Annotated in this window: 23 protein-coding genes; 7 read left to right on the forward strand and 16 right to left on the reverse strand. The window is 43.9% G+C overall.

The annotated features are described in order from the left end of the window. Positions 1–62: 62 nt before the first annotated feature. Both gpt and M9196_RS00225 read right to left on the reverse strand, forming a co-directional pair. The gene (gene gpt, locus M9196_RS00220) at positions 63–527 is read right to left on the reverse strand and encodes a xanthine phosphoribosyltransferase (RefSeq protein ID WP_250615522.1); all 465 of its coding nucleotides are present in this window, start codon (positions 525–527) and stop codon (positions 63–65) included. 37 nt (positions 528–564) lie between these two features. Continuing rightward, positions 565–1,860, reverse strand: a complete 1,296-nt coding sequence (locus M9196_RS00225) for an NCS2 family permease (RefSeq protein ID WP_250615523.1) — start codon at positions 1,858–1,860, stop codon at positions 565–567. Positions 1,861–2,777: 917 nt separating this feature from the next. Between M9196_RS00225 and M9196_RS00230 the strand changes: the two genes are divergently transcribed. From M9196_RS00230 to M9196_RS00240, 3 genes are all read left to right on the forward strand, one after another. Further along, the gene (locus tag M9196_RS00230; protein ID WP_250615524.1) at positions 2,778–4,247 is read left to right on the forward strand and encodes an aminoacyl-histidine dipeptidase; all 1,470 of its coding nucleotides are present in this window, start codon (positions 2,778–2,780) and stop codon (positions 4,245–4,247) included. Between the two features lie 147 nt (positions 4,248–4,394). Further along, complete coding sequence (locus M9196_RS00235; RefSeq protein ID WP_250615525.1) at positions 4,395–4,598, forward strand: YaeP family protein; 204 nt, start codon at positions 4,395–4,397, stop codon at positions 4,596–4,598. Positions 4,599–4,608: 10 nt separating this feature from the next. Beyond that, the gene (locus tag M9196_RS00240) at positions 4,609–4,800 is read left to right on the forward strand and encodes a DUF4250 domain-containing protein (RefSeq protein WP_250615526.1); all 192 of its coding nucleotides are present in this window, start codon (positions 4,609–4,611) and stop codon (positions 4,798–4,800) included. Between the two features lie 131 nt (positions 4,801–4,931). On the opposite strand, the gene M9196_RS00245 is transcribed toward M9196_RS00240, so the two are convergent. From M9196_RS00245 to bolA, 13 genes are all read right to left on the reverse strand, one after another. Beyond that, positions 4,932–6,323 (reverse strand): sodium-dependent transporter, encoded by a 1,392-nt coding sequence (locus tag M9196_RS00245; RefSeq protein WP_406707605.1) that lies wholly within the window; start codon positions 6,321–6,323, stop codon positions 4,932–4,934. Between the two features lie 245 nt (positions 6,324–6,568). Continuing rightward, the gene (locus tag M9196_RS00250) at positions 6,569–7,330 is read right to left on the reverse strand and encodes a YggN family protein (protein ID WP_250615528.1); all 762 of its coding nucleotides are present in this window, start codon (positions 7,328–7,330) and stop codon (positions 6,569–6,571) included. A 19-nt stretch (positions 7,331–7,349) separates the two neighbouring features. Continuing rightward, complete coding sequence (locus tag M9196_RS00255; protein WP_250615529.1) at positions 7,350–7,826, reverse strand: transcription elongation factor; 477 nt, start codon at positions 7,824–7,826, stop codon at positions 7,350–7,352. Position 7,827: 1 nt separating this feature from the next. After that, positions 7,828–8,898 carry a DNA polymerase IV gene (gene dinB / locus M9196_RS00260; RefSeq protein ID WP_250615530.1) on the reverse strand — a complete coding sequence of 357 codons (1,071 nt, stop codon included), beginning with the start codon at positions 8,896–8,898 and terminating at the stop codon, positions 7,828–7,830. A gap of 134 nt (positions 8,899–9,032) precedes the next feature. Then, entirely contained in the window at positions 9,033–9,266 is a 234-nt protein-coding gene (gene nqrM, locus M9196_RS00265; protein WP_250615531.1) for a (Na+)-NQR maturation NqrM, read from the reverse strand. A 12-nt stretch (positions 9,267–9,278) separates the two neighbouring features. After that, positions 9,279–10,277: an FAD:protein FMN transferase gene (locus tag M9196_RS00270; protein ID WP_406707606.1), complete on the reverse strand. Its 999-nt coding sequence runs from the start codon at positions 10,275–10,277 to the stop codon at positions 9,279–9,281. A 165-nt stretch (positions 10,278–10,442) separates the two neighbouring features. Beyond that, on the reverse strand, positions 10,443–11,669 hold the full coding sequence (nqrF, locus tag M9196_RS00275; protein WP_250615532.1) for an NADH:ubiquinone reductase (Na(+)-transporting) subunit F: 1,227 nt from the start codon (positions 11,667–11,669) through the stop codon (positions 10,443–10,445). Between the two features lie 35 nt (positions 11,670–11,704). Further along, positions 11,705–12,301, reverse strand: a complete 597-nt coding sequence (nqrE, locus tag M9196_RS00280) for an NADH:ubiquinone reductase (Na(+)-transporting) subunit E (protein ID WP_250615533.1) — start codon at positions 12,299–12,301, stop codon at positions 11,705–11,707. A gap of 7 nt (positions 12,302–12,308) precedes the next feature. Beyond that, positions 12,309–12,941, reverse strand: a complete 633-nt coding sequence (locus M9196_RS00285; protein WP_244358056.1) for an NADH:ubiquinone reductase (Na(+)-transporting) subunit D — start codon at positions 12,939–12,941, stop codon at positions 12,309–12,311. Further along, positions 12,941–13,708, reverse strand: a complete 768-nt coding sequence (locus tag M9196_RS00290; protein ID WP_250615534.1) for a Na(+)-translocating NADH-quinone reductase subunit C — start codon at positions 13,706–13,708, stop codon at positions 12,941–12,943. Before M9196_RS00290 ends, M9196_RS00285 begins: the two co-directional genes overlap by 1 nt. Next, positions 13,698–14,939 (reverse strand): NADH:ubiquinone reductase (Na(+)-transporting) subunit B, encoded by a 1,242-nt coding sequence (locus M9196_RS00295; protein WP_250615535.1) that lies wholly within the window; start codon positions 14,937–14,939, stop codon positions 13,698–13,700. The genes M9196_RS00290 and M9196_RS00295 overlap by 11 nt, the downstream gene beginning before the upstream one ends. 2 nt (positions 14,940–14,941) lie before the next feature. Further along, complete coding sequence (locus M9196_RS00300) at positions 14,942–16,282, reverse strand: Na(+)-translocating NADH-quinone reductase subunit A (RefSeq protein WP_250615536.1); 1,341 nt, start codon at positions 16,280–16,282, stop codon at positions 14,942–14,944. Positions 16,283–16,784: 502 nt separating this feature from the next. Next, positions 16,785–17,093 (reverse strand): transcriptional regulator BolA, encoded by a 309-nt coding sequence (gene bolA / locus M9196_RS00305; RefSeq protein WP_250615537.1) that lies wholly within the window; start codon positions 17,091–17,093, stop codon positions 16,785–16,787. Between the two features lie 149 nt (positions 17,094–17,242). Here bolA and M9196_RS00310 point away from each other — a divergent pair, with 149 nt between their 5' ends. The 4 genes from M9196_RS00310 to M9196_RS00325 all read left to right on the forward strand — a co-directional run bounded on the left by M9196_RS00310 (position 17,243) and on the right by M9196_RS00325 (position 21,036). Then, positions 17,243–18,373: a methyltransferase gene (locus M9196_RS00310; protein WP_250615538.1), complete on the forward strand. Its 1,131-nt coding sequence runs from the start codon at positions 17,243–17,245 to the stop codon at positions 18,371–18,373. A gap of 133 nt (positions 18,374–18,506) precedes the next feature. Continuing rightward, positions 18,507–19,076: a YajG family lipoprotein gene (locus M9196_RS00315; RefSeq protein WP_250615539.1), complete on the forward strand. Its 570-nt coding sequence runs from the start codon at positions 18,507–18,509 to the stop codon at positions 19,074–19,076. Next, on the forward strand, positions 19,076–19,621 hold the full coding sequence (locus M9196_RS00320; protein WP_250615540.1) for a peptidylprolyl isomerase: 546 nt from the start codon (positions 19,076–19,078) through the stop codon (positions 19,619–19,621). The genes M9196_RS00315 and M9196_RS00320 overlap by 1 nt, the downstream gene beginning before the upstream one ends. A 68-nt stretch (positions 19,622–19,689) precedes the next feature. Further along, a complete protein-coding gene (locus tag M9196_RS00325; protein ID WP_250615917.1) occupies positions 19,690–21,036 on the forward strand; it encodes an AmpG family muropeptide MFS transporter in 1,347 nt (448 codons plus the stop codon). Between the two features lie 147 nt (positions 21,037–21,183). Here M9196_RS00325 and M9196_RS00330 read toward each other — a convergent pair whose 3' ends face one another. Continuing rightward, entirely contained in the window at positions 21,184–21,876 is a 693-nt protein-coding gene (locus M9196_RS00330; RefSeq protein WP_250615541.1) for a ChrR family anti-sigma-E factor, read from the reverse strand.

The following is a 21,876-nucleotide window of genomic DNA, read 5'->3' on the forward strand; positions in this document are numbered from 1 at the left end:
TATCGTTCAGGCATAAAAAAGCCCACATTGTTATGTGGGCTCTCACTCTACGAATATCGTCGTTATTTCTGCTTGCGATTCACAGGCTCTACATAAGATAGAACCATATCCCAAGGCTGCTCAATCCATGTATCTTGTGGAATATCAACAATATACTCATCAACAAGATCAATACCAGCAGGCTTAGCACAAACGGTAATTAACTTCGCTTTTGGGTACATTTCACGAATTTTACGAGCCGTATCGCCACTGTCGACTAAGTCGTCGACGATCAAGAAACCTTCACCATCGTGTTCAGGCGCTTTCAGTACCGTCATATCACGTTGATGATCGTGATCGTAGCTAGAAATACATACTGTATCAACAAAACGAATACCCAATTCACGAGCTAGAATCGCAGCAGGAACCAAACCACCACGGCTTACACCTATGATGCCTTTCCACTGTTCAGCTGGCATTTGAAGCTCAGCAAGTTGACGGCAATATGCATGCATATTGTCCCATGTAATGATGAATTTGTTAGACATAGTAAAAACCTAAATTATGTAAGATCGAATGAGCCAATTATGCTGCTTCAAGGACATACTTGATGATGAAGATCGCTGCCATTACCCAAACACTGACTGAAACGTCGCGGCCTTTGCCACTGAACAGTTTAATTGCCGCGTATGAAATAAAGCCCAAAGAGATACCTTCTGCAATAGAGAACGTAAATGGCATCATCAAGCAAGTCACCACAACTGGTGCGGCTTCGGTAAGATCACGCCAATCAATGCTCACTAATCCTGACATCATCAGAATTGCTACATATAACAGCGCGCCAGCCGTCGCGTAAGCAGGGATCATACCCGCTAAAGGCGAGAAGAATAATGCAAGTACAAACAAAATGCCAACAACTACGGCAGTTAATCCTGTTCGACCACCAACAGCCACGCCTGCTGTACTTTCTACAAACGATGTGGTGTTTGATGTACCAAGCAGAGCACCAACCGATGTAGCCGTTGAGTCAGCCAGTAACGCTTTATTTAGACGAGGGATTTTTCCATCTTTATCAATAAGGTCTGCTTTTTGAGCAACACCAACCAAGGTGCCAGCCGTATCAAATAGGTCAACAAATAAGAAAGCAAAGACCACTGAAATCATGCCAATTTCAAACATATGTGAGAAATCAAGCTGTAAGAACGTTGGTGCAATGCTTGGTGGCGCAGACATAATGCCGTGCCATTGAACATCACCAAAGATAATACCCAGCGCTGTCACTGAAAGAATAGCGATCATCACCGCGCCTTTTAGGCCGCGATGTACAAGGGCAATAGTTAGGAAGAAACCAAAGGCAGCCAAAACAGCAGGCAGTGATGTAATCGCACCCATTGAAACCAGCGTTGCCGGGTTATCAACCACAATACCGGAGTTCTTCAAGGCGATAAGCGCTAAGAATAAACCAATACCCGCTGAAATACCGGTACGCAAAGACATTGGAATAGAGTTGATGATCCACTCACGAATCTTAAAGACACTTAATAGAATGAATAGAACGCCCGAACAGAACACTGCTGCCAGCGCCACTTGCCACGTATGGCCCATTCCAAGAACAACCGCATAAGTAAAAAATGCATTCAAGCCCATTCCCGGCGCTTGTGCAATAGGATAGTTTGCTACAAAACCCATAATGAAACAGCCAATTGCAGCAGCTAAACACGTTGCCACAAAAACAGCATCACGATCCATTCCTGCATCCGCTAGGATAGCTGGGTTTACAAAGATAATGTAAGCCATTGTCAGGAAGGTAGTAAGTCCAGCAATGATCTCAGTGCGCACATTTGTGCCATTTTCACTGAGTTTAAATAGCCTTTCGAGCATATTCGAATCCCTAAAGAGTAAAAAGTAAACGGTTGCGTAAACGATTGGCGCGAATTATAAGGGGTTCAATTCGCAAATTCTACCTAGAATTTTCACTCTATTGCAGATAAATGCTCATCAATATGCAATCAATTAACTATATAATGGTAACAAATTGAAATAGTTAGTGACTAAATCATCATGAACAAACGAAATTATCTTCACACCAACTGCATACTATTTATACAGCAATTGACATTATAGAAGACAAGATAGGGAAGGCGCTGAGATAACAGACAAAAAAAACGCCACTCAAAGAGTGGCGGTAGAAAAATTTTGGTCATCAATTGGGGTAACCAGCGATAATTTCTAAATATAGGGGTATAAACTATGTTGTCTACCGATAGTAGACGCTGTAAGCGAAGTCTTGTGTGTATACATTTTTACTTGTCCAAAACATCGCGCTTGCTAAACCTTTCATAAATATCACCTTAAACAATACAACGTAAATTAAATGTTGAATCTCGGTTCCTTGGAGGCGATAACTCGGGTTCAATCCTTGAACGGGTTAGTTGAATTCATCAACTGACCAAAAGAATACCATACCGATGATAAATTACAATGTAAATCGTGATTTAAATCACAATTAGTTACCATGGACGCAAACAAACACATAAAACTGAAAGTTTATTACAAAATTTAGATCTAAAAGAGTCAAATATCAGTTAGATTAGCGATTAACCCTCAATACTGCACACTTTCTTTACATCAACTTCATACTACTTATCTACCACTACGCCCTGTTTACAACTACTCCCCGTTTACAACTAATGGTATCCTTTGCGCATCTTTAATCGCTAGAAAACCAGAGAATCACAATGAAATTTGTGCTTTATCAGGAATAAATATCTAGCAAAGTCGCTACAAAGGAGAGATCTGTGTCTGAATTCCACTCTGAGATCAGCAAGTTGTCACCAAGCCCTGTTTGGCAGTTTTTCGATAAAATTTGTTCTATTCCTCACCCTTCAAAGCATGAAGAGGCGCTCGCACAAACCATCATCCAATGGGCTCAAGAGCAAAATCTTGATGTTAAGCGCGATAAAACTGGTAACGTCTTCATTAAAAAGCCCGCAACAGCAGGTATGGAACACAAAAAAGGTGTCGTGCTGCAAGCTCACATCGATATGGTTCCCCAAAAGAATGAAGATACCAACCACGACTTTACTCAAGATCCCATTCAGCCATACATCGATGGTGAATGGGTCACAGCCAAAGGCACAACACTTGGTGCAGATAACGGTATGGGCATGGCGGCATGCTTAGCCGTACTTGCCTCAGACGAAATTAAGCACGGTCCACTTGAAGTCTTACTCACCATCGACGAAGAAGCGGGTATGACTGGCGCGTTTGGTCTAGAAGCAGGTTGGCTTGAAGGTGAGATTTTACTGAATACTGATTCTGAACAAGAAGGCGAAGTCTATATGGGCTGCGCAGGTGGTATCGACGGTTCCATTCAGTTTGACATCACACGTGAAGCCGCGCCTACCGGTTATGTGGCTCGCCAACTGATCTTAAAAGGTCTAAAAGGGGGTCACTCCGGTTGTGATATTCATACCGGTCGCGGCAATGCCAATAAACTACTTGCGCGTTTCCTTGCCGGTCACGCAAAAGAGTTAGATGCTCGATTGATCGAATTCCGTGGCGGTAGCCTTCGCAATGCCATCCCACGAGAAGGCTTTGTATCCCTAGCAGTACCAGAAGAGAATGTCGCGAAGCTTGAATCATTATTTGCTCAGTACACCACCCTACTGCAGCAAGAGCTTGCGGCTATTGAGACAGGCTTAGTGACGTTTAATGAAACGACTGAGTTGACCGAAGTGTTTGAAGCGCAATCACAAGCTCGCTTTATTGCCGCTCTTAACGCTTGCCCTAACGGTGTGATTCGCATGAGTGATGACATTGAAGGCGTTGTTGAGACATCTCTAAATGTTGGCGTGATTACCACAGAGCAAGATACAGTGACAGTATTGTGCCTCATTCGTTCATTAATTGATTCTGGTCGTTCTCAAGTAGAAAGCATGCTGACTTCTGTTGCCGAGCTGGCAGGCGCGAATATCGCATTTTCTGGCGCTTACCCTGGTTGGAAGCCAGATCCAGCTTCAGACATCATGGCGATATTCCGTGACATGTACGAAGGCATCTACGGACATAAACCGAACATCATGGTTATCCACGCAGGACTTGAGTGTGGTCTATTTAAAGAACCGTATCCAAATATGGATATGGTCTCGTTTGGGCCAACGATTAAGTTCCCGCACTCTCCTGATGAGAAAGTGAAAATTGACACAGTTGCTCTGTTCTGGGAACAAATGGTTGCACTGCTTAAAGCGATCCCTGAGAAGGCATAAGTCTTAAGCAGAGTACGTAAGCTGACTAGCTTTTAAGCCGACGTTTTCAAAACGTCGGCTTTTTTGTTTTAGGTCAATTGGGAATTTTGTTTTTTCTCAATAGCCTGTGTATATTGAGAGATATTATCATTTAGAAGAGAGTTGAACATGCAAGTATATGGTTGCTGTGAGAGAGTGAGAGAGCTTTACGCACAAATAGGCAGTGGCGATCAAGCTTACATACCAAAAGCCGTATCGTGCGCGGTGCGAGCATTGAACGATATTGCAGCAGATGATTCATTACCGCTAGAAGTAAGAGAAAAAGCCGCCTTTGCTGCCGCTAACTTATTAATCTCTGATTTCGACGATTAGAAGGTACCCAATGAATCTCGCTAACTTTGCTACCATGGACACCATCATGTTGATGAGCATCATCAATATGAAGCTGCGTGATGATTTTAACGGCAATCTTGAGGAGCTATGCGCGACTAATGAAATAGACAAACAAGCGTTGATAGACAAGTTATCACAAGCAGGTTTTGATTATCTCGCAGAGATTGGACAGTTTAGATAACGACTTGGACGTTCTAGCTCGCCATGTCGCTAACTTAGATGACAATAATCTTAGATGACAATAATGCCGACGATAATTGTCGGCATTATTGAATCAATCCGCCTCAAGCGCTGATCTTATCTTAAGTTTATCTAGCCGAATGAGGCCCATATTACCGTAGCGACCAATACCGGACACACAATCTTCACGTAGAGTGGCCATACTTTACCAAACCAACCAAGCTGAAAGTCAGGGCACCCTTGTTCTAGCTCTTTCACTTTACTCGCACGGCTCCACACCCAACCACCGAAAATACAGAACATTAGCGCAGCAATTGGCTGCAGGTACTGAGTCGCTATCATCGCCACCAATCCAAACAATTCACCAAAATTGAACACGATAAAAATACTGAATGCAGCGATCATCGCCCCCAACACCCAGCTGGTTTTCTTTCTACCTGTTTTTAATCGCTCATCAACCAACGCCACCGGACATTCCAGCATAGAAATGGAAGATGTTAATGCTGCAATGGTCAACAGCAAAAAGAAAACGACAGAGAATACCAAACCTAACAGCCCTAAAGATTCAAACATTAACGGTAATACCGTAAATACCAAAGTATCTGAACTGATAAGCGAGCCATCTTCAGCGTATATTTGCACCCCTTTTTGCATGGCAACAAACATTGCTGGCATCACGACTAAACCGGCGATAAACGCGACAGATGTGTCTACTAGGGTGACGTTCATCGCCATTTTCGGTAGGTCTTCTTTTTTTGAAAGGTAAGAGCCGTAAATCAGCATCGAACAACCGCCTATCGTCAAAGAGAAGAACCCCTGCCCCATTGCAGCTAGAATCAACTTTCTATCCCAGACTTTTTCAAAATTAGGAACGAGATAATGCTTTAACCCTTCCATCGCGCCTTGTTGCATCATGATGTAGACAAACAAGAGAGCAAATAAAACAAACAACGATGGCATGAGTCGCGTTGACCATTTCTCAATGCCCTGCTTTACACCGCCTTGTACAATTAAAATAGTCAGCAGGTAAAATGCGATCGTACCAAAAACGTTACGTCCGACGCTAAACCCTTTAAACCAATCAGCAAGCGCGGCGTAGCCAGCAATTTCTAAGACCGCGCCAATCAAAAAGCAGATTAACCAGCCGCCAACAATGGAGTAAAACGCCAGCACTGCACAAGGTACAGCAAGACCAATCCAGCCTACGCAAGCGCCCAACTTTTTAGCCATCGGATTGGAAGAAAGCGATCGCATGCTATCCACAGGGTTCGCTTGACCATGGCGCCCGATTGCCATTTCCACAACGAGCATTGGGAAAGCCACCACAATAATCATCACAAGATAAACGAGAAGGAACGCGCCTCCGCCATTACTGGCAACTTGTGTTGGAAAACCCCAGATATTGCCTAAACCGACAGCAGCGCCTGCGGCGGCAAGAATGAAACCGAGCTTTGAACCGAAATGCTCACGTGGTGTGGCGGCAGCCGAAGACGCTGCCGACGAAGAAGATGTATTATTCACTATTGCTTAGTCGTTGTGTACTAGTTGACTGGTACGATAATTCAATTGGTCTAGCAAATCAACATTAAGCAGTGTAATAAACTAAAGTAAGGGTGAATTATTTTGTACATACTCTATAGCATGCAATTAATCCCAAATAACGTAACTGGCACAATGAGAGCATGAGGGGGATAACGCCGCGATGAAAAGACCGTCCAAGCCGAGCGCTGTCAGCTTGGATGTATAACACAAACGCTCTTTACAGGCCGTTAAATAGTGAAGACTTGGTACTCTTTCAACTGAGGGATTTTATTCTGCAATTCTTGCTCTTCCGTCGCCATATCGTTGAGCGAATCACAGTAATCTTCCGCTTGTTCCTTGATCACCTCAGATTGGTTTGCCATGGTATCAGCAAGTCTCGTTTTGAGTTCATCCATTTGTTCCGAAAGTGCAGTCAGATTTAATCCGCCTTCTTGCTGCATTTTTTCTTGTAACGCAGTGAAGGCGCTACTAAAAAACTCTTTATTGAAGACTTCTTTTGCTTTTTCATAATCTTGCTGCCAGTTGTTAGTAAACGAACTGAACGCCTCAGACTTCAATACAAAGCTGCCATCTTTATGGTAGCGAGATTCAATATCTTTGAAAAACTCAGACAACGCCGTCTTGACGCTGTCAAACGCTTCAGAATTATCGAAGCTTGCAGAAACGTCATCAATAAGGTCATTCGTTAACGCTAAGCCGTTCTCAGCGAGTGCTTTGGCTTGAGGGACATACTTGTTCATATTTTCCCGGTAGCTTGCTAGCGCCTCTTGCTGGAGTCTGTCGAGTGCGACTTTTTCACCATTGATATACAAATCATTGTTATCATCAATTAGGACCTTTGAACCTTCTGCCCTTACGATTTCAACTTGGTTACCGTCAAGGTGCACTTCATTTTTGATATCAAGGTTACACTGTTCATAAGCCAAAGACGCTGCCGATAACAACGACAATCCAGCCCCAAATAATAGGTACTTCAATTTACTCTTCATTGCCAATTCCTTCGCTTGATCAAACAATATTCACAATAACATGGTGAGTCACACGCTCTCCAACTTGCAAGGCAATTTCATCATCTAGCCGCTTTCCTACTAACGCACGTCCTAGTGGTGACTCTGGTGTCACGACTCTTAGTCCTTCAGTATCGATAGAAACGCCACCACCGCAAGGTAGCAGAAAAAAACGACTTAGAACTTCTTGCTCGTCTTCCAGATCAACCATAGCGGATAAGCCAACTGGCGAGTCATGTTCAAATGTGCGAATCACCAAATGTCTTAATGATGCAATATCCTTCTTTATGGCTTCTAATCGCATTGCCTGCCCATGAGCAAGATATGCCGCTTCTAGTGCAAGCGTGTCATATTTATTGTCTGGTATCGTTTCCTCATTGGTGGCAGCATCCACCGTTTGCTCCATTGCAGACAGTAGCGTTGCGATTTTTTGTTCCAACTCAACAATAACCTGTTGGACAACAGCAGCTTTATTCATTTTATTCCTCAAACATGGATAATTGACGCGCGCTTTCTAAAGGTTCTAAGATAACGTTCAATCCCAACAGTCGTATTTCTCGTCCTTGCTGTCGCTCCAAAATTTCCTGTAATAGCGCCTTGAAATAAGGCAAATCGAGCTGATTGTGAACATGCTCAATGGTGGTTTGCTTAAAATCTGCAAACTTCACTTTAACACCTTGTTTGATCACGTTCCTCGCCGGTTTCGCTCGGTTTAGTCTTGCCTCAAGCTCTGGGTAAAGCTTCTCTTCAATCACCTGCCAACATTGCTCAAAGCTCGTGATATTTTGGCTAAACGTGCGCTCTACACCAATCGATTTACGCTCCCTTTCTACCACAACTTCTCGCTCATCAATACCATGACTTTTCTTCCATAAAGATGCACCCAAGCGACCAAAGCGTACTATCAACTCGCGGTAGTCACTGTTTCTCACATCTAAGCAGGTATACAGATCAGCCCGATTTAATTTCTCTAGGCTGACTTTTCCTACACCCGGAATTTTACCCAAGTCTAAGCCATCAATAACCCCCTGGACCTCGTCTGGTGAAATGACAAATTGTCCATTTGGCTTGTTTAGGTCCGATGCTATTTTCGCTAAAAATTTAAGCGGAGCCACGCCAGCTGATGCGGTTAAATTCAATTCTTGTTCAATATCACGCCTTATACTTTGAGCAATCAGGGTGGCAGAGTTTTGGTGCAACTGACAATCTGTGACATCCAAGTAGGCTTCATCTAAAGATAACGGTTCTATCAGTGACGTGTAACGAGAAAAGATCGCACGAATATGCTGCGATACTTGTTTGTAGACATCCATTCTCCCCGGAACAAGGAGTAAATGAGGGCACAGCTTAACAGCTTGAGCAGAGGGCATCGCTGAGCGAATACCAAATTTCCTCGCTTCATAATTGCACGTACTGATCACCCCTCTTTGCCGTTCATTCCCGCCGACAGCCAGTGGTTTACCTCGATAGTAAGGGTTATCCCTCATCTCTACCGCGGCAAAAAAGCAGTCCATATCAACATGAATAAACTTACGAATCGGGTCTGACACAAACGCACCACACTGGTTATATATACAGCCTTAGTATACGCAATTTCTTCTCAGCAAACACGTAAAAAAGCCAGAGCGATGCTCTGGCTTTGTAAAGTTCTCGATTCAAACCTTATTACGCGATACGATCTTTATTACGCGATACGATCTTTTTCCCAAGCCGCCAGTTTTTCTGCGCGAATTTTCGCTTTAGCTTCGCGTTTTTTACGCGCATCGCAAGGTTCTGGGCAATTACAAACTTTATCAATGCCTACCGCACCTAGTCCACCACAGCTACCTTTTACCACTTTCTTTTGAAATATGTAGCCGACAGACATCGCGGCAATAACCGCAAGAAACACACCAAATGTAACTAAAAACGTACTCATTTTGTCCACCTCTTACTGATTAAGGTAAGGCTTAAATGCCTCTGACGCAATTTCTTTAAATCCATCGTCGGTCTTCACCACAATGAACGCTGGGATCTGATTTTCTTCTGCAATTTTTAGTGCTTTTTCTTCACCTAGCACCATAAGTCCTGTCGCTAGGCCATCCGCCGTCATCGATGACTTATCTAAAACGGTAACGGACACAACCTTATTATGAATTGGCTTGCCTGTTGCAGGGTCAATAATATGAGAATAACGTACACCATCTTTTTCAAAATAATTGCGATAATCACCAGATGTCGCTATAGCCATGTCACCGGGCTCAATAATTTCTTGAATATTTCGCTCGTCAATTGAAGGCTTTTCAATCGCGATTCGCCATTTTACGCTTTCTCGATTGACGCCTTTTAAGCGCATTTCACCACCGACTTCGACCATGTAGTCATCAATGCCAACACTCTCAAGATACTCAGCAACCACATCGACACCCCAACCTTTTGCAATCGTAGACAGATCAACATACAGGCTTCTTAGATCTTTACGCAGTGTCTCGTCGGTCGCGGAGAGATGAATAATGCCCGTTTGCGCTTTGCGCTGAGCGAGTTCTTCATCTGTTGGCACAATTTCCGGTCTTGCCTCTGGTCCGAACCCCCATAAGTTAACCAGCGGGCCAACCGTAACATCTAATGCACCCAATGTTAATTCGTTGAGTCGAATGGCTTCATTAACCACGATCGCTGTCTGTTTTGAGACAGGAAAAGGCTCGGTCCCGTAATAGCGATTAAATCGGCTCAGCTCTGAATCTTGGCGGTAAGTCGACATCTGATCATTCACTTCTTCGAGCAGGTCATTGATCTCTGCCTGAATATTTTCCGGTTTCGGCGTGTTATCTTTCACTATGTACTTCACATTATAAAGTGTCCCCATCGTTGGGCCACTCAAGTGAATTTGTTCACGGCCGCCACCACAAGCGGACAAAACCAGTAAAGCCACAAGGCTTACGATAACCATTTTCAAGCGTTTAGCTAGATGATACATACTTTTATTCACCTACCGAATTTAAAAACATTCTTCTTATCAGTCTTTTATAAGAACGAATAACCAAGAATATTCTTACATTCTAAAAACAAAATGGCTGACTCACATGAGCCAGCCATGATTATACATTACCTAAACTTAACCACCGAAGTCATCAAGTAGGATGTTTTCATCTTCAACACCAAGATCTTTCAGCATGCCGATAACAGCAGCGTTCATCATTGGTGGACCACACATGTAGTACTCACAATCTTCAGGCGCTTCATGGTCCTTCAGGTAGTTTTCATACAATACGTTATGGATGAAGCCTGTGTAACCATCCCAGTTATCTTCTGGCATTGGATCAGACAGAGCACAGTGCCATACGAAGTTTTCATTATCTGCCGCTAGGCCGTCAAAATCATCGACGTAGAACATTTCACGCTTAGAACGTGCACCATACCAGTAAGACATCTTACGCTTCGATTGAAGACGTAGAAGTTGGTCAAAGATATGTGAACGCATTGGCGCCATACCTGCACCACCACCGATGAAGACCATTTCATTGTCCGTTTCTTTAGCGAAGAATTCACCAAATGGACCTGAAATTGTACACTTATCACCAGCTTTAAGTGACCAAATATAAGACGACATCACACCAGGTGCTACGTCTGGGTTATTTGGCGGCGGAGTCGCGATACGTACGTTAAGCTTGATGATGCCTTTCTCTTCTGGGTATGAAGCCATTGAGTAAGCACGAATCGAATGCTCTTTTACGATAGACTCGTAACGGAATAAGTTAAACTTGTCCCAATCTTCACGATACTCGTCAGGAATATCATAATCCGCGTACTTAATATGGTGAGGTTCAGCTTCAATCTGAATGTAACCACCAGCACGGAATGGCACTTCTTCCCCTTCAGGGATTGCCAGCGCCAATTCTTTGATGAAGGTTGCTTCGTTATCGTTCGAGATAACAGTACATTCCCACTTTTTAACACCAAAGATTTCTTCTGGAAGCTCGATGTCCATATCCGTTTTCACGGCAACTTGACATGCTAAACGCTCGCCTTCACGGGCTTCGCCTTTAGAAATGTGGTCAAGCTCAGTTGGTAGAATATCGCCACCGCCTGATTTTACTTTTACGCGACACTGACCACATGAGCCACCGCCACCACAAGCAGAGGAAACAAAGATGCCTTTACCTGCCATCGCGCCGAGTAATTTGTCACCTGGAGAAGTTGTGAAACTTTTCTCTGGATCACCATTAACGGAGATAGTTACGTCACCTGTTGGTACCAACTTCGATTTAGCAAATAAGATTACTAATACCAAAGCCAATACGATCAAGGTAAACATCACTACACCAAGGATAATAACTTGCATTGACTATTCCTTAAAATTTGTGTCGTTTACCCGACCTACAGTTGAACACCAGAGAACGACATGAAGCCAAGAGCCATCAGACCAACACTGATAAAGGTGATACCAAGACCACGTAAACCAGGAGGGACATCTGAATACTTCATTTTCTCTCGAATACCCGCTAACGCAACGATAGCTAGCATCCAGCCCACACCAGAACCAAATCCGTAAACTACGGACTCGGCAAAGTTATAATCACGCTGAACCATGAACGATACACCACCAAAAATCGCACAGTTAACTGTGATTAATGGTAGGAAAATCCCCAGAGCGTTATACAACGGTGGGAAGAATCGATCGAGAATCATCTCTAGAATCTGAACTAGAGCGGCGATTACACCAATAAACGTAATGAAGTTCAAAAAGCTGAGGTCAACACCAGCAACCAGAGCATTCTCTTTCAACACGTAGGTATAAACAAGGTTGTTCACTGGTACAGCAATGGTTAAAACCACAACAACCGCAACACCAAGACCAAACGACGTTTTCACTTTCTTAGACACCGCTAAGAAAGTACACATTCCCAAAAAGAATGATAACGCCATGTTTTCGATGAAGATCGATTTAACAAGTAGACTAATATAATGTTCCATTTCGACCTTACTCCTTCGCTTCTACTTGTTCAGGTTTAAGGATACGGATAGCCCAAATCATAAAACCAATTAAGAAGAATGCTGATGGTGCTAGAAGCATCAGACCATTTGGTTGATACCAGCCACCGTTAGATACCAGTGGAAGTACTTCAACACCAAACAGTTTGCCAGAACCTAATAGTTCACGGAAAAATGCAACTGTCATCAGTACAAAACCATAGCCAAGACCATTACCAATACCATCGATAAATGAAGGTAATGGTGCTGATTTCATTGCAAACGCTTCCGCTCGACCCATTACAATACAGTTAGTAATGATCAAACTTACAAATACTGAAAGCTGTTTAGATATATCGTAAAGATACGCTTTCAAAATTTGGTCAACAACGATTACCAAAGAGGCGATGATCGCCATTTGTACAATGATACGTACACTGTTTGGCATATGGTTACGAATAAGTGAAACGAACAAGTTCGACAATGCAGTAACGAAAATTACCGCGAGTGTCATTACAAATGCTGTTTCCAATTTCGTCGTTACGGCGAGTGCAGAACACACACCTAGAACTTGAAGTGCAATCGGGTTGTTATCCAACACCGGTGCAAACAGGCTCTTTTTCATTTCTTTAGCATCAGACATTAGTTCAGACCTCCGTCACGAACCTTCGCTAGGAAAGGACCAAAGCCCATATCACCTAACCAAAAGTCAAATGTGTTTTGAACGCCGTTACTTGTCAACGTGGCACCAGATAGGCCATCTACGCCATGTTCTGAACCCGCTGGAGCACCACCTTTCACCACTTTGATCGCTGGCTTATGGTTTTCATCAAATAGCTTCTTACCAACAAACTGATCACGCCAAGATGGGTTTTCAACTTCGCCACCCAGTCCTGGAGTCTCGCCTTGCTCATAGTAAGTAATACCGTTCACTGTGTTACCGTCAGTTTGTACTGCGACAAACGCGTACATCATTGACCATAGACCATTACCATGAACAGGTAGAATAAAGCTCGTTACCTTACCGTCTTGCTTAACAAGATAGATAGTACCCACATTGGCACGACGAATGATCTTCGCTTTATCTTGCTCTGCCGTTAGACGGATAGATTCTGATGGTACTTTTGACGCTTTACGTTGGTCGTAAGTTGCCGCATCACCGTCAACAAACTCACCCGTATCAAAATCAACCAAACGAGGTTCAATGTACTGGGCAAACAACTCAGGGATAGAACCCTCAGCTTGAATACCCGCAACATCTACAATTTTGCTTTGTTTATCTAGAACCGCATTAGCTTGTTGCTTATCACGTAGGCCAACAGCCGCTGTTGATACAACGATTGAGCACACTAAGCTCAATGCGATAACAACAAACAGCGTTTTTTTAATGCTATCGTTATTACTTGCCATAGCGCGCTAGTCTCCGTTTGATGTTTTTCTCAATTACCACGTGGTCAAACAGAGGTGCAAACAAGTTGGCGAATAGAATCGCTAACATCATACCTTCTGGATACGCTGGGTTAACCACACGAATCATGACACACATTGCGCCAATCAAAATACCGTATCCCCATTTACCTTTGTCGGTAAATGATGCAGATACTGGATCCGTGGCCATAAAGAACATACCAAATGCGAAGCCACCCAAGACTAGGTGCCAGTGCCAAGGCATTGCAAACATAGCGTTGGTGTCAGACCCTACAACATTGAATAAGGTTGCGACAGCAATCATACCAATCATCACACCAGCGATAATGCGCCATGACGCAATGCCCATGTAAACAATCATGGCTGCACCAATCATCAGCGCAAGTGTCGACACTTCACCGATTGAACCTGGAATGTTACCGATGAACGCGTCCATCCAAGTGATCGTTTGGCCAGTGATGTTGTTCAGTAGTGCGCCTTCGCCGCCTTGTGCCCATTGGCTTAGTGCTGTAGCACCAGAGAAGCCATCAGCCGCTACCCACACTACGTCACCCGAGATTTGCGCTGGGTAAGCAAAGAATAGGAATGCACGACCTGCCAAAGCTGGGTTTAGGAAGTTACGACCGGTACCACCAAAGATTTCTTTTGCAACAACAACACCAAAGGTAATACCAAGCGCTGCTTGCCAAAGAGGAAGTGTTGGCGGAACAATCAAAGCAAACAAGATGGATGTCACGAAGAAACCTTCGTTAACTTCATGTTTGCGCACCATACAGAACAACACTTCCCAGAAACCACCAACAATAAACACTGTTGCGTAGATAGGTAGGAAATATGTGGCTCCGAGTAGCATCTTACTCCCCCAACCAGCGTCGGCCCCTAACGTGCCGCCAATAGATTGAGTGAGCCAGTAATGCCAGTTACCATCGATGATGTTCGCAAGTTCTGCGCCAGCATACATATGGTTAAGTGCCATGATGGCTTGGTTGCCTGAGTTGTACATACCCCAGAATACTGCTGGGAATACCGCAAACCAAACCATGATCATGATACGCTTCAAGTCGACGCTATCACGAACGTGCGAGCTACGCTGTGTCACCAAGCCTGGTGTATAGAACAACGTCGCCGCTGCTTCATACAGAGCAAACCACTTCTCGTGTTTGCCACCTGGCTCAAAGTGATGCTCGATATCCTCAAGGAATTTCTTAAGCATGATTACCCTTCCTTCTCAATTTTGTCTAGGCACTCACGTAGGAGTTGACCATATTCGTACTTACCTGGACAAACAAAGGTACATAGCGCCAAATCTTCTTCATCTAGCTCTAGAGCACCAAGGCGTTGTGCACTGTCGATATCGCCAGCACATAAATCGCGAAGAAGCAGCGTTGGTTCCATATCTAAAGGCAACACTTTTTCGTAGTTGCCGATAGGTACCATTGCACGGTCACTACCATTCGTTGTCGTTGTCATGTTGAACAACTGACCTTTAAACACATGACTTAAGAATGAACGAGTGATAGAGAATTTGTTTTTACCCGGCACAGCCCAACCAAACAATTCCTTCTCACGGCCTTCGCGCAAAACGGAAACTTGTTGGTGATAACGCCCAAGATAAGCATGAGCACCTATAGCATGTGTACCGGACAGTACAGAACCAGAGATCACTCGAACTTCACCTGGCATCAATTCGTTGTCTGTGACATCTTCTAGGCTAGCACCTAGCTGAGTACGAATTAAACGAGGGTTATTTACCACAGGACCGGCAAGAGAGATAACACGGTCAGTGTAAATTTCACCTGTAGTGAACAACTTACCAAACGCAATCACGTCTTGATAATTAATGCTCCATGCTACCGTTTCCGCATTAACAGGGAAAAGGTGATGCATGTGAGTACCTACGAGACCTGCTGGATGCAGTCCGTCGAAAACGTGCTCTTCTACATTAGACTGAGTTGAACGAGGAAGGCTGGTGCCTTTTTTGCACACGTATACCTTGCCATCTGTCAATTTAGAGAGAAGGTCAAGGCCTGCAACGAATGCCTCTTTCTGTTCATTGATGATCAATTCAGGCTCAGCTGCTAACGGGTTGGTATCCATTGCAGTGACGAAAATCGCCTGAGTTGTTGAATCAATCGCGGGAACCTTGCTGAACGGTCGAGTACGTAAAGCTGTCCACATACCAGAAGCAACAAGCTGGTTCGTGATCGTCGCGCGATCAAGCCCTGCTAATTGGTCTGCTGTGTAACTATCGAACGTCACTTGGTCGTTGCCACTTACTTCAATCACAACAGATTGAAGTACGCGCTTTTCACCACGGTTAACTTCGATAACTTTACCGCTTGCTGGTGAAGTAAACATCACGCCAGGGTTCTTTTTGTCTTCAAAAATAACCTGACCTTTCTTTACTTCATCGCCTACGCGAGCATGCATTGTTGGACGCATACCCACGTACTCTTCGCCAAGCAAGGCGACTTTAGTGATGGACTTACCATCATTAATCACCTGGGATGGAGTTCCTGCGATAGGAAGGTCCAAACCCTTTTTTATTGTAATCATACGCACTTGCACTACTTTTATCGGGAAAAAGATTCTTTTTATTGCGTAACATTTAGACACGACATTGAGGTGTCTCGCCCCGGTGTTTTAAACACCAAGACAGCAACATCACATTAACAATCTCACCGTGAAATCACTGCGAGATTTGTCTGGTGCGATAGTTTAACATCTTTTGCAAAGTGGATGCCATGATGAATCCCTGCAATAGCCTTATTATTTCGAAAGTTTTGCTATTGCAACGCTTATCAATATTGATAATTTTGAACCATCGCACAAAGCGTTATTAAGTCTATTAAAATTAAACATTTAATATATTCACAAAATGAAACAATTACACTTAAACCAACATCATTCAAAAACATGTTGAAACACTGTTAAAAAAATACCCATTAAGGGCTAGATTTCAGAACTAAACGCTGGCTTTCATTAACAGACCTTATACTGCCTAAAAAAGATGTTATTCACCGCTGATAACGACAGGTTGTTCTGCCGCAATGAGTCACTATTTGCCACCACCAGCGCAGTCTGGGCTACTTGGCGATTGCTGGTTTTTGTCATTCCACTCTTGTGGGGTATAGGTGTGAATGGCAAGGGCATGAATGATACCGGCTAGCTCTTCGGCTAGGACTGTATTTATTTTACGATGACGAGCGATCAATCGATCTCCCAAAAATGCATCACTAACGACAACAACCTTAAAATGGCTCTCTGAACCCGGAGGGACGTTATGCATATAACTTTCATTGAGCACATCTAGAAAGGTAGGTTCAAACGCTAAATGAAGTTTCTGCTCGATGGTTTGTTGAATCATCAGGCTTCCTTAAGCAGGGTTATTATTATGACATTGTCGGTAAAGTATATACTTTACTTAATCAATAATCTTCCTCTAAACCGCATTCTCTTTGGCTATTGGCGCGAGTTTTTGTCAAAATGCAGCGATAATCACTAAATCTCATCATTATGAAAACTGAACTTTCTTTGCTCGACCGCACACTTGAACTGTATCGTTATCCAAAGCTTAGTCACGATAAGCTCCAGGCGTGGGACGCTGGCGATGAATATTTAATCACTCATATTGAAGAACAAAACTTCAATAATGACCAACATATTTTAGTGCTTAATGACAATTTCGGCGCGTTGAGCTGCTGGCTTTCAGCCCAACATGTCGTAACGACCGTTAGTGACTCTTTTATTTCCCAGCAAGGTATACATGCCAACCTCGCTCATAATCGCTGTGCTTCTGTGAATGTTATTTCCTCCGTTGATAGCTGGCCGAAGAGCGTCAGCTTGGTCATCATGCAAATACCGCGTAATAACCGTTACCTTACTTGGCAGCTCAATCAGATTCACGCTTTGTATGGTGATACCTGTCAGGTCATTGCGGTAAACAAGGCCAAGGAAATCCACAGTTCAACGCTGAAATTATTTGAAAAACACCTCGGTAGCACAACCACCTCTTTAGCATGGAAGAAGCACCGTTTAGTTTTTAGTAAAGGTGACCAAGCACACCCTCCTCATGTCGAGCCATACACTACATGGCAGGTTGAAGAAGAGGCGATTACGCTATCAAACTTGCCCAACGTTTATTCCGGGGAAAGTCTCGATCTTGGCGCTCGTTTTTTTCTATCACACCTTCCAAGCGACGCTAAATATCAGGATATTATCGATTTAGGCTGTGGTAATGGCGTCTTATCGGTCAAGCTTAAACAACTCAATCCAGAAGCCAGCATTACCTCTGTTGACGAGAGCTTCATGGCGGTTGAGTCAGCAAAAAACAATATGTCACTTAATCGCTTATCAACAGAGAAAGCACAATTCGTTGCCAACAATTGCTTAGACGGTTTCAGCGCACAAACTCAAGATCTCGTGGTCTGTAATCCTCCGTTTCACCAACAGCAAGCCATCACGGATCATATCGCATGGCAAATGTTCTGTGACGCAAAGCATGTTCTTCGGACTGGTGGCGAGTTATTAGTTATCGGAAACCGTCACCTAGGCTACGATAAAAAGCTAGAGAAATTGTTTGGTAAGCGGCAAGTAAAACTTATCGCCACTAACGCTAAATTTGTTATTTTACAGGCGACTAAGTAAAGTTATCGTCATAGTTAGTAAATACGCTAACGACACTATACGTTATCAGATAGAATTTCGTCAGCGCGTACACCCAGTATTACGCTGACAAACGCTGACTCATCACATTGATGGGTGTAAAAAGGAATTAGTAATGAAAAAGCTCGTTGTAGCCGCAACTATCGTCTTATTAGCTGGTTGTGCAAGCCCAAAACAAGAACAAATTAATTTTGCCCCACAAGCCGCCACTAGCGCTGCAAAAATTGTCGAAGGCAAAACCATGTCACTGTCCAGCCAAGATGTACGTACCGCGCAATACGTCGCTTTAATGGATAATGGCCGCGCCAATATCACGCCTATTCACACACGCCAGAATGTTCGTATTGGCATTGAGAACGCACTAGTGCAGCAATTCTCTTCTCAAGGCTATCAAGTCACGGTTAATAGCCCAAACACCGTCAAAGTCGAAATTCAGGAAGCCCTCGTCTCCGTCAAACATACCGTAATGGAAAATGACATGGCAGCCAACGTTGTTGTGGAAGTCACGGTTGAAAACAGCAAGGGTAAACTCGTCAAAACCTATACGGGCAAAGCCACACGTTCTGGGCTGATGAGCGCATCGAACGATGATATTGAAACCGTACTCAATGACACGGTTAACCTTGTACTGAAAGAGATCTCAAACGACGCTGAACTGGTTGATTACATGAAGGAACGTTTCTAATGATGAAAACTCTAATTGCGACACTGGCTTTAGTCTCTGCCACTGTTTTTGCGGGACCAACCGTGCAGGTTGAGACCAATATTGGCTCTTTTACGGTTGAGCTAAATGAAGAAAAAGCGCCGGTAAGTGTCGCTAACTTCCTACGTTATGTTGACGATGGAAGTTACGTAAATAGTCAATTCCATCGTGTTATCCCGGGATTCATGGCTCAAGGCGGTGGTTTTGACGAGAAATTTAATCGACTACCAGCCAATAACGCTATTCAGAATGAAGCAGCCAACGGGCTTGATAATGATATAGCAACCATTGCCATGGCTCGAACTCAAGATCCAGACTCCGCAACGCGTCAGTTTTTTATCAACTACGCCGATAATGACTTTCTCAATTACAGCGTGTCAAACCCTGGTTATGCGGTATTTGGTAAGGTCACCGAAGGATTCGATGTAGTGAAGAAAATGTCTGAGAAGCCAACTCGTACGGTGCGTGGCATGCGTGATGTACCGATGGACCCTATTGTCATTACCAAAATGGAACGCCTACCATAAACCAAACAACAGAGAGAGTTCGCTCTCTCTTTTTCTTTTAGGTGAGGAGCACCTCTGTGGATCAGAAAATGACATGGCAAGATACAATTAGAAGCTATTGGGATAAACGTCTACTTTGGGTGTTTATGCTCGGCTGTTCAAGTGGCTTTCCATGGGTACTCATCGGTTCCAATATGTCGGGGTGGCTGAAGGATGCCGGATTGACTCGTACGGCAATAGGTTACTTTGGCTCAGTCTTTGCTGTCTATGCCATTAACTTTTTATGGGCGCCTCTGGTTGACCGTGTTCGACTCCCTCTATTATACCGTACACTTGGACAACGACGCAGTTGGATCTTTTTGTGCCAGTCATTAATGTTGATCTGTACGTTATTGATTGCGGGTGTGAATCCAGCAGAAAACCTAATGCTCACGTCGCTATTGGCGTTAGGTATTGCCATCGCTTCGTCCACTCAAGACATTGCCGTCGACGCCTTTAGAATAGATACGTTCCCAAAATCTCAATCCAATAAACTGCCTCAAGCCTCTGCGATGGCCGTCATTGGTTGGTGGACGGGGTACTCTCTCCCAGGTTATCTGGCTTTCGTCAATGCCGATAGTATGGGCTGGAATGGCGTGTATTATGGCATGGCTATTATTGTCGGCGTCCTCATGATGTTTACCTTACTGGTAGGTGAGCCAAAAACCGATCGAGATGCATTGCAAGCTCAAGCTGAGCAACGCCATCAGAAGGTGGTCGACAACAAAATCCTTGCTTGGCTCAGCGTGACCGTCATCGAGCCCTTTCTTGATTTCTTCCGCAGCAATGGCGTGAGAGTAGCGGCAACCTTGTTACTATTTGTATTTCTATTCAAAATTGGCGAAGCCTTTTTGGGCAGAATGTCCATCCCGTTTTACAAGGAAATTGGCTTTAGTAACGAACAAATAGGTTATTACTCCAAGCTCATTGGCTGGGGAGCAACCATTGCTTTCACGCTATTAGGCAGCATGTTCAACGTACGATTTGGAATCGTCAAAGGGCTAATGATTGGCGGAATAGCCATGAGCGCCAGTAATCTTATGTTTGCTTGGATCGCTCAAGTAGGACCGAACGAGCACCTCTTCTTAGCGACGATCATCGTTGATAACTTTACGACCGCATTCTCCACCGTCGCGTTTGTCTCGTTCTTAACTATTTTGACTGGGCAAGCTTTCTCTGCGACTCAATATGCCCTTCTCGCCTCTCTAGGGAATTTTGGGCGAACGACACTGGCTTCGTTCAGTGGCGAACTGGTCGATATGCTCAATGATTGGAGCCTGTTCTTTATTATCACCTCACTTATGGTCATACCGAGCTTAATCATGCTCTATTCTTTAAGGCATTATTTCAATGACTTACTGAATAAAGCTCGAGAAAGAGACCGTGCAACGAAGTGATTTTTTACCTCTATATAATGTTAAAAAACAATATATAGAATGAGATAAAACAACCCCCCCTATGCTTAACACATCGGGGGATTGTTATTTACCTAGTCTAGTTTTCAAGCGAGTAGTTAACCATTTACTGGCGCTACACATCACGGTCTAAGGGTACATACCCTTGCCAAAGCGGTTGAATATCCTCGCCACACCCTGAGTGAATACCAACGGTTGAGTCAGAATAGATAGGCACAGGCAGTCCTGTCCTTCCATCGTTTTGGGGGCGTGTTTGGTCTCCTCGTTTTCTTCAAGATAATCGCCTTTGTTGTAGCAACCCGATTCGTCGCTAAAAGCACCGTGAAGCACTAACGTCGACTCTAGACCTTTGTGAGTGTGCTGGGGAACTTGCACGCCTTCAGTGATATACAACAAGCTCACCCGATATTCTTCGCCCAAATCAATATTTGAAGTAAACACTTTCCCACCGTAGCTACGCCACTCCCCCATTCTTTCAACGATAGGTTTTAAAGGTGCTGGCACCAAAATTTCTTTACCATTAACCGTGATTTTTGCTTCCTGTCTGGAACGAGGCGCAGAAAAGTCCATGTCCAACGACATAATATCGTCTAACATATTGTCAAATACACGCTGCATTTCTTGCTCGGAAATGTCATTAGATTCAGTCACTTCAAGTTTCATCTGTTGAAGAGAGTCTGCTTCAAGCTGTTCAAGCTCTCCGACTCTGTCGCGACAACGACTACAAGACTCAAGGTGAGAAGCGATAGCAACGCCTCTTGCCGTGTCTATCTCTCCACTGGCATAGAGTGTAAGTAAGGTGTCATCTGGATGGTAAGCCAT

It is taken from the genome of Vibrio methylphosphonaticus, from assembly GCF_023634655.1.
In the GTDB taxonomy this organism is placed as follows: domain Bacteria; phylum Pseudomonadota; class Gammaproteobacteria; order Enterobacterales; family Vibrionaceae; genus Vibrio; species Vibrio methylphosphonaticus.

Bases quoted from the DNA above. Each gene is read 5' to 3' on its own strand.
- M9196_RS00300 (WP_250615536.1), bottom strand. From the start codon at position 16,282: ATGATTACAATAAAAAAGGGTTTGGACCTTCCTATCGCAGGAACTCCA.
- bolA (WP_250615537.1), bottom strand. From the start codon at position 17,093: ATGATTCAACAAACCATCGAGCAGAAACTTCATTTAGCGTTTGAACCT.
- nqrM (WP_250615531.1), bottom strand. From the start codon at position 9,266: ATGAGTACGTTTTTAGTTACATTTGGTGTGTTTCTTGCGGTTATTGCC.
- gpt (WP_250615522.1), bottom strand. From the start codon at position 527: ATGTCTAACAAATTCATCATTACATGGGACAATATGCATGCATATTGC.
- M9196_RS00310 (WP_250615538.1), top strand. From the start codon at position 17,243: ATGAAAACTGAACTTTCTTTGCTCGACCGCACACTTGAACTGTATCGT.
- M9196_RS00255 (WP_250615529.1), bottom strand. From the start codon at position 7,826: ATGAATAAAGCTGCTGTTGTCCAACAGGTTATTGTTGAGTTGGAACAA.
- M9196_RS00225 (WP_250615523.1), bottom strand. From the start codon at position 1,860: ATGCTCGAAAGGCTATTTAAACTCAGTGAAAATGGCACAAATGTGCGC.
- M9196_RS00270 (WP_406707606.1), bottom strand. From the start codon at position 10,277: ATGGTTATCGTAAGCCTTGTGGCTTTACTGGTTTTGTCCGCTTGTGGT.
- M9196_RS00295 (WP_250615535.1), bottom strand. From the start codon at position 14,939: ATGCTTAAGAAATTCCTTGAGGATATCGAGCATCACTTTGAGCCAGGT.
- M9196_RS00315 (WP_250615539.1), top strand. From the start codon at position 18,507: ATGAAAAAGCTCGTTGTAGCCGCAACTATCGTCTTATTAGCTGGTTGT.
- M9196_RS00285 (WP_244358056.1), bottom strand. From the start codon at position 12,941: ATGTCTGATGCTAAAGAAATGAAAAAGAGCCTGTTTGCACCGGTGTTG.
- nqrF (WP_250615532.1), bottom strand. From the start codon at position 11,669: ATGCAAGTTATTATCCTTGGTGTAGTGATGTTTACCTTGATCGTATTG.
- M9196_RS00250 (WP_250615528.1), bottom strand. From the start codon at position 7,330: ATGAAGAGTAAATTGAAGTACCTATTATTTGGGGCTGGATTGTCGTTG.
- M9196_RS00240 (WP_250615526.1), top strand. From the start codon at position 4,609: ATGAATCTCGCTAACTTTGCTACCATGGACACCATCATGTTGATGAGC.
- M9196_RS00320 (WP_250615540.1), top strand. From the start codon at position 19,076: ATGATGAAAACTCTAATTGCGACACTGGCTTTAGTCTCTGCCACTGTT.
- M9196_RS00330 (WP_250615541.1), bottom strand. From the start codon at position 21,876: ATGGCTTACCATCCAGATGACACCTTACTTACACTCTATGCCAGTGGA.
- M9196_RS00235 (WP_250615525.1), top strand. From the start codon at position 4,395: ATGCAAGTATATGGTTGCTGTGAGAGAGTGAGAGAGCTTTACGCACAA.
- M9196_RS00290 (WP_250615534.1), bottom strand. From the start codon at position 13,708: ATGGCAAGTAATAACGATAGCATTAAAAAAACGCTGTTTGTTGTTATC.
- M9196_RS00325 (WP_250615917.1), top strand. From the start codon at position 19,690: ATGACATGGCAAGATACAATTAGAAGCTATTGGGATAAACGTCTACTT.
- nqrE (WP_250615533.1), bottom strand. From the start codon at position 12,301: ATGGAACATTATATTAGTCTACTTGTTAAATCGATCTTCATCGAAAAC.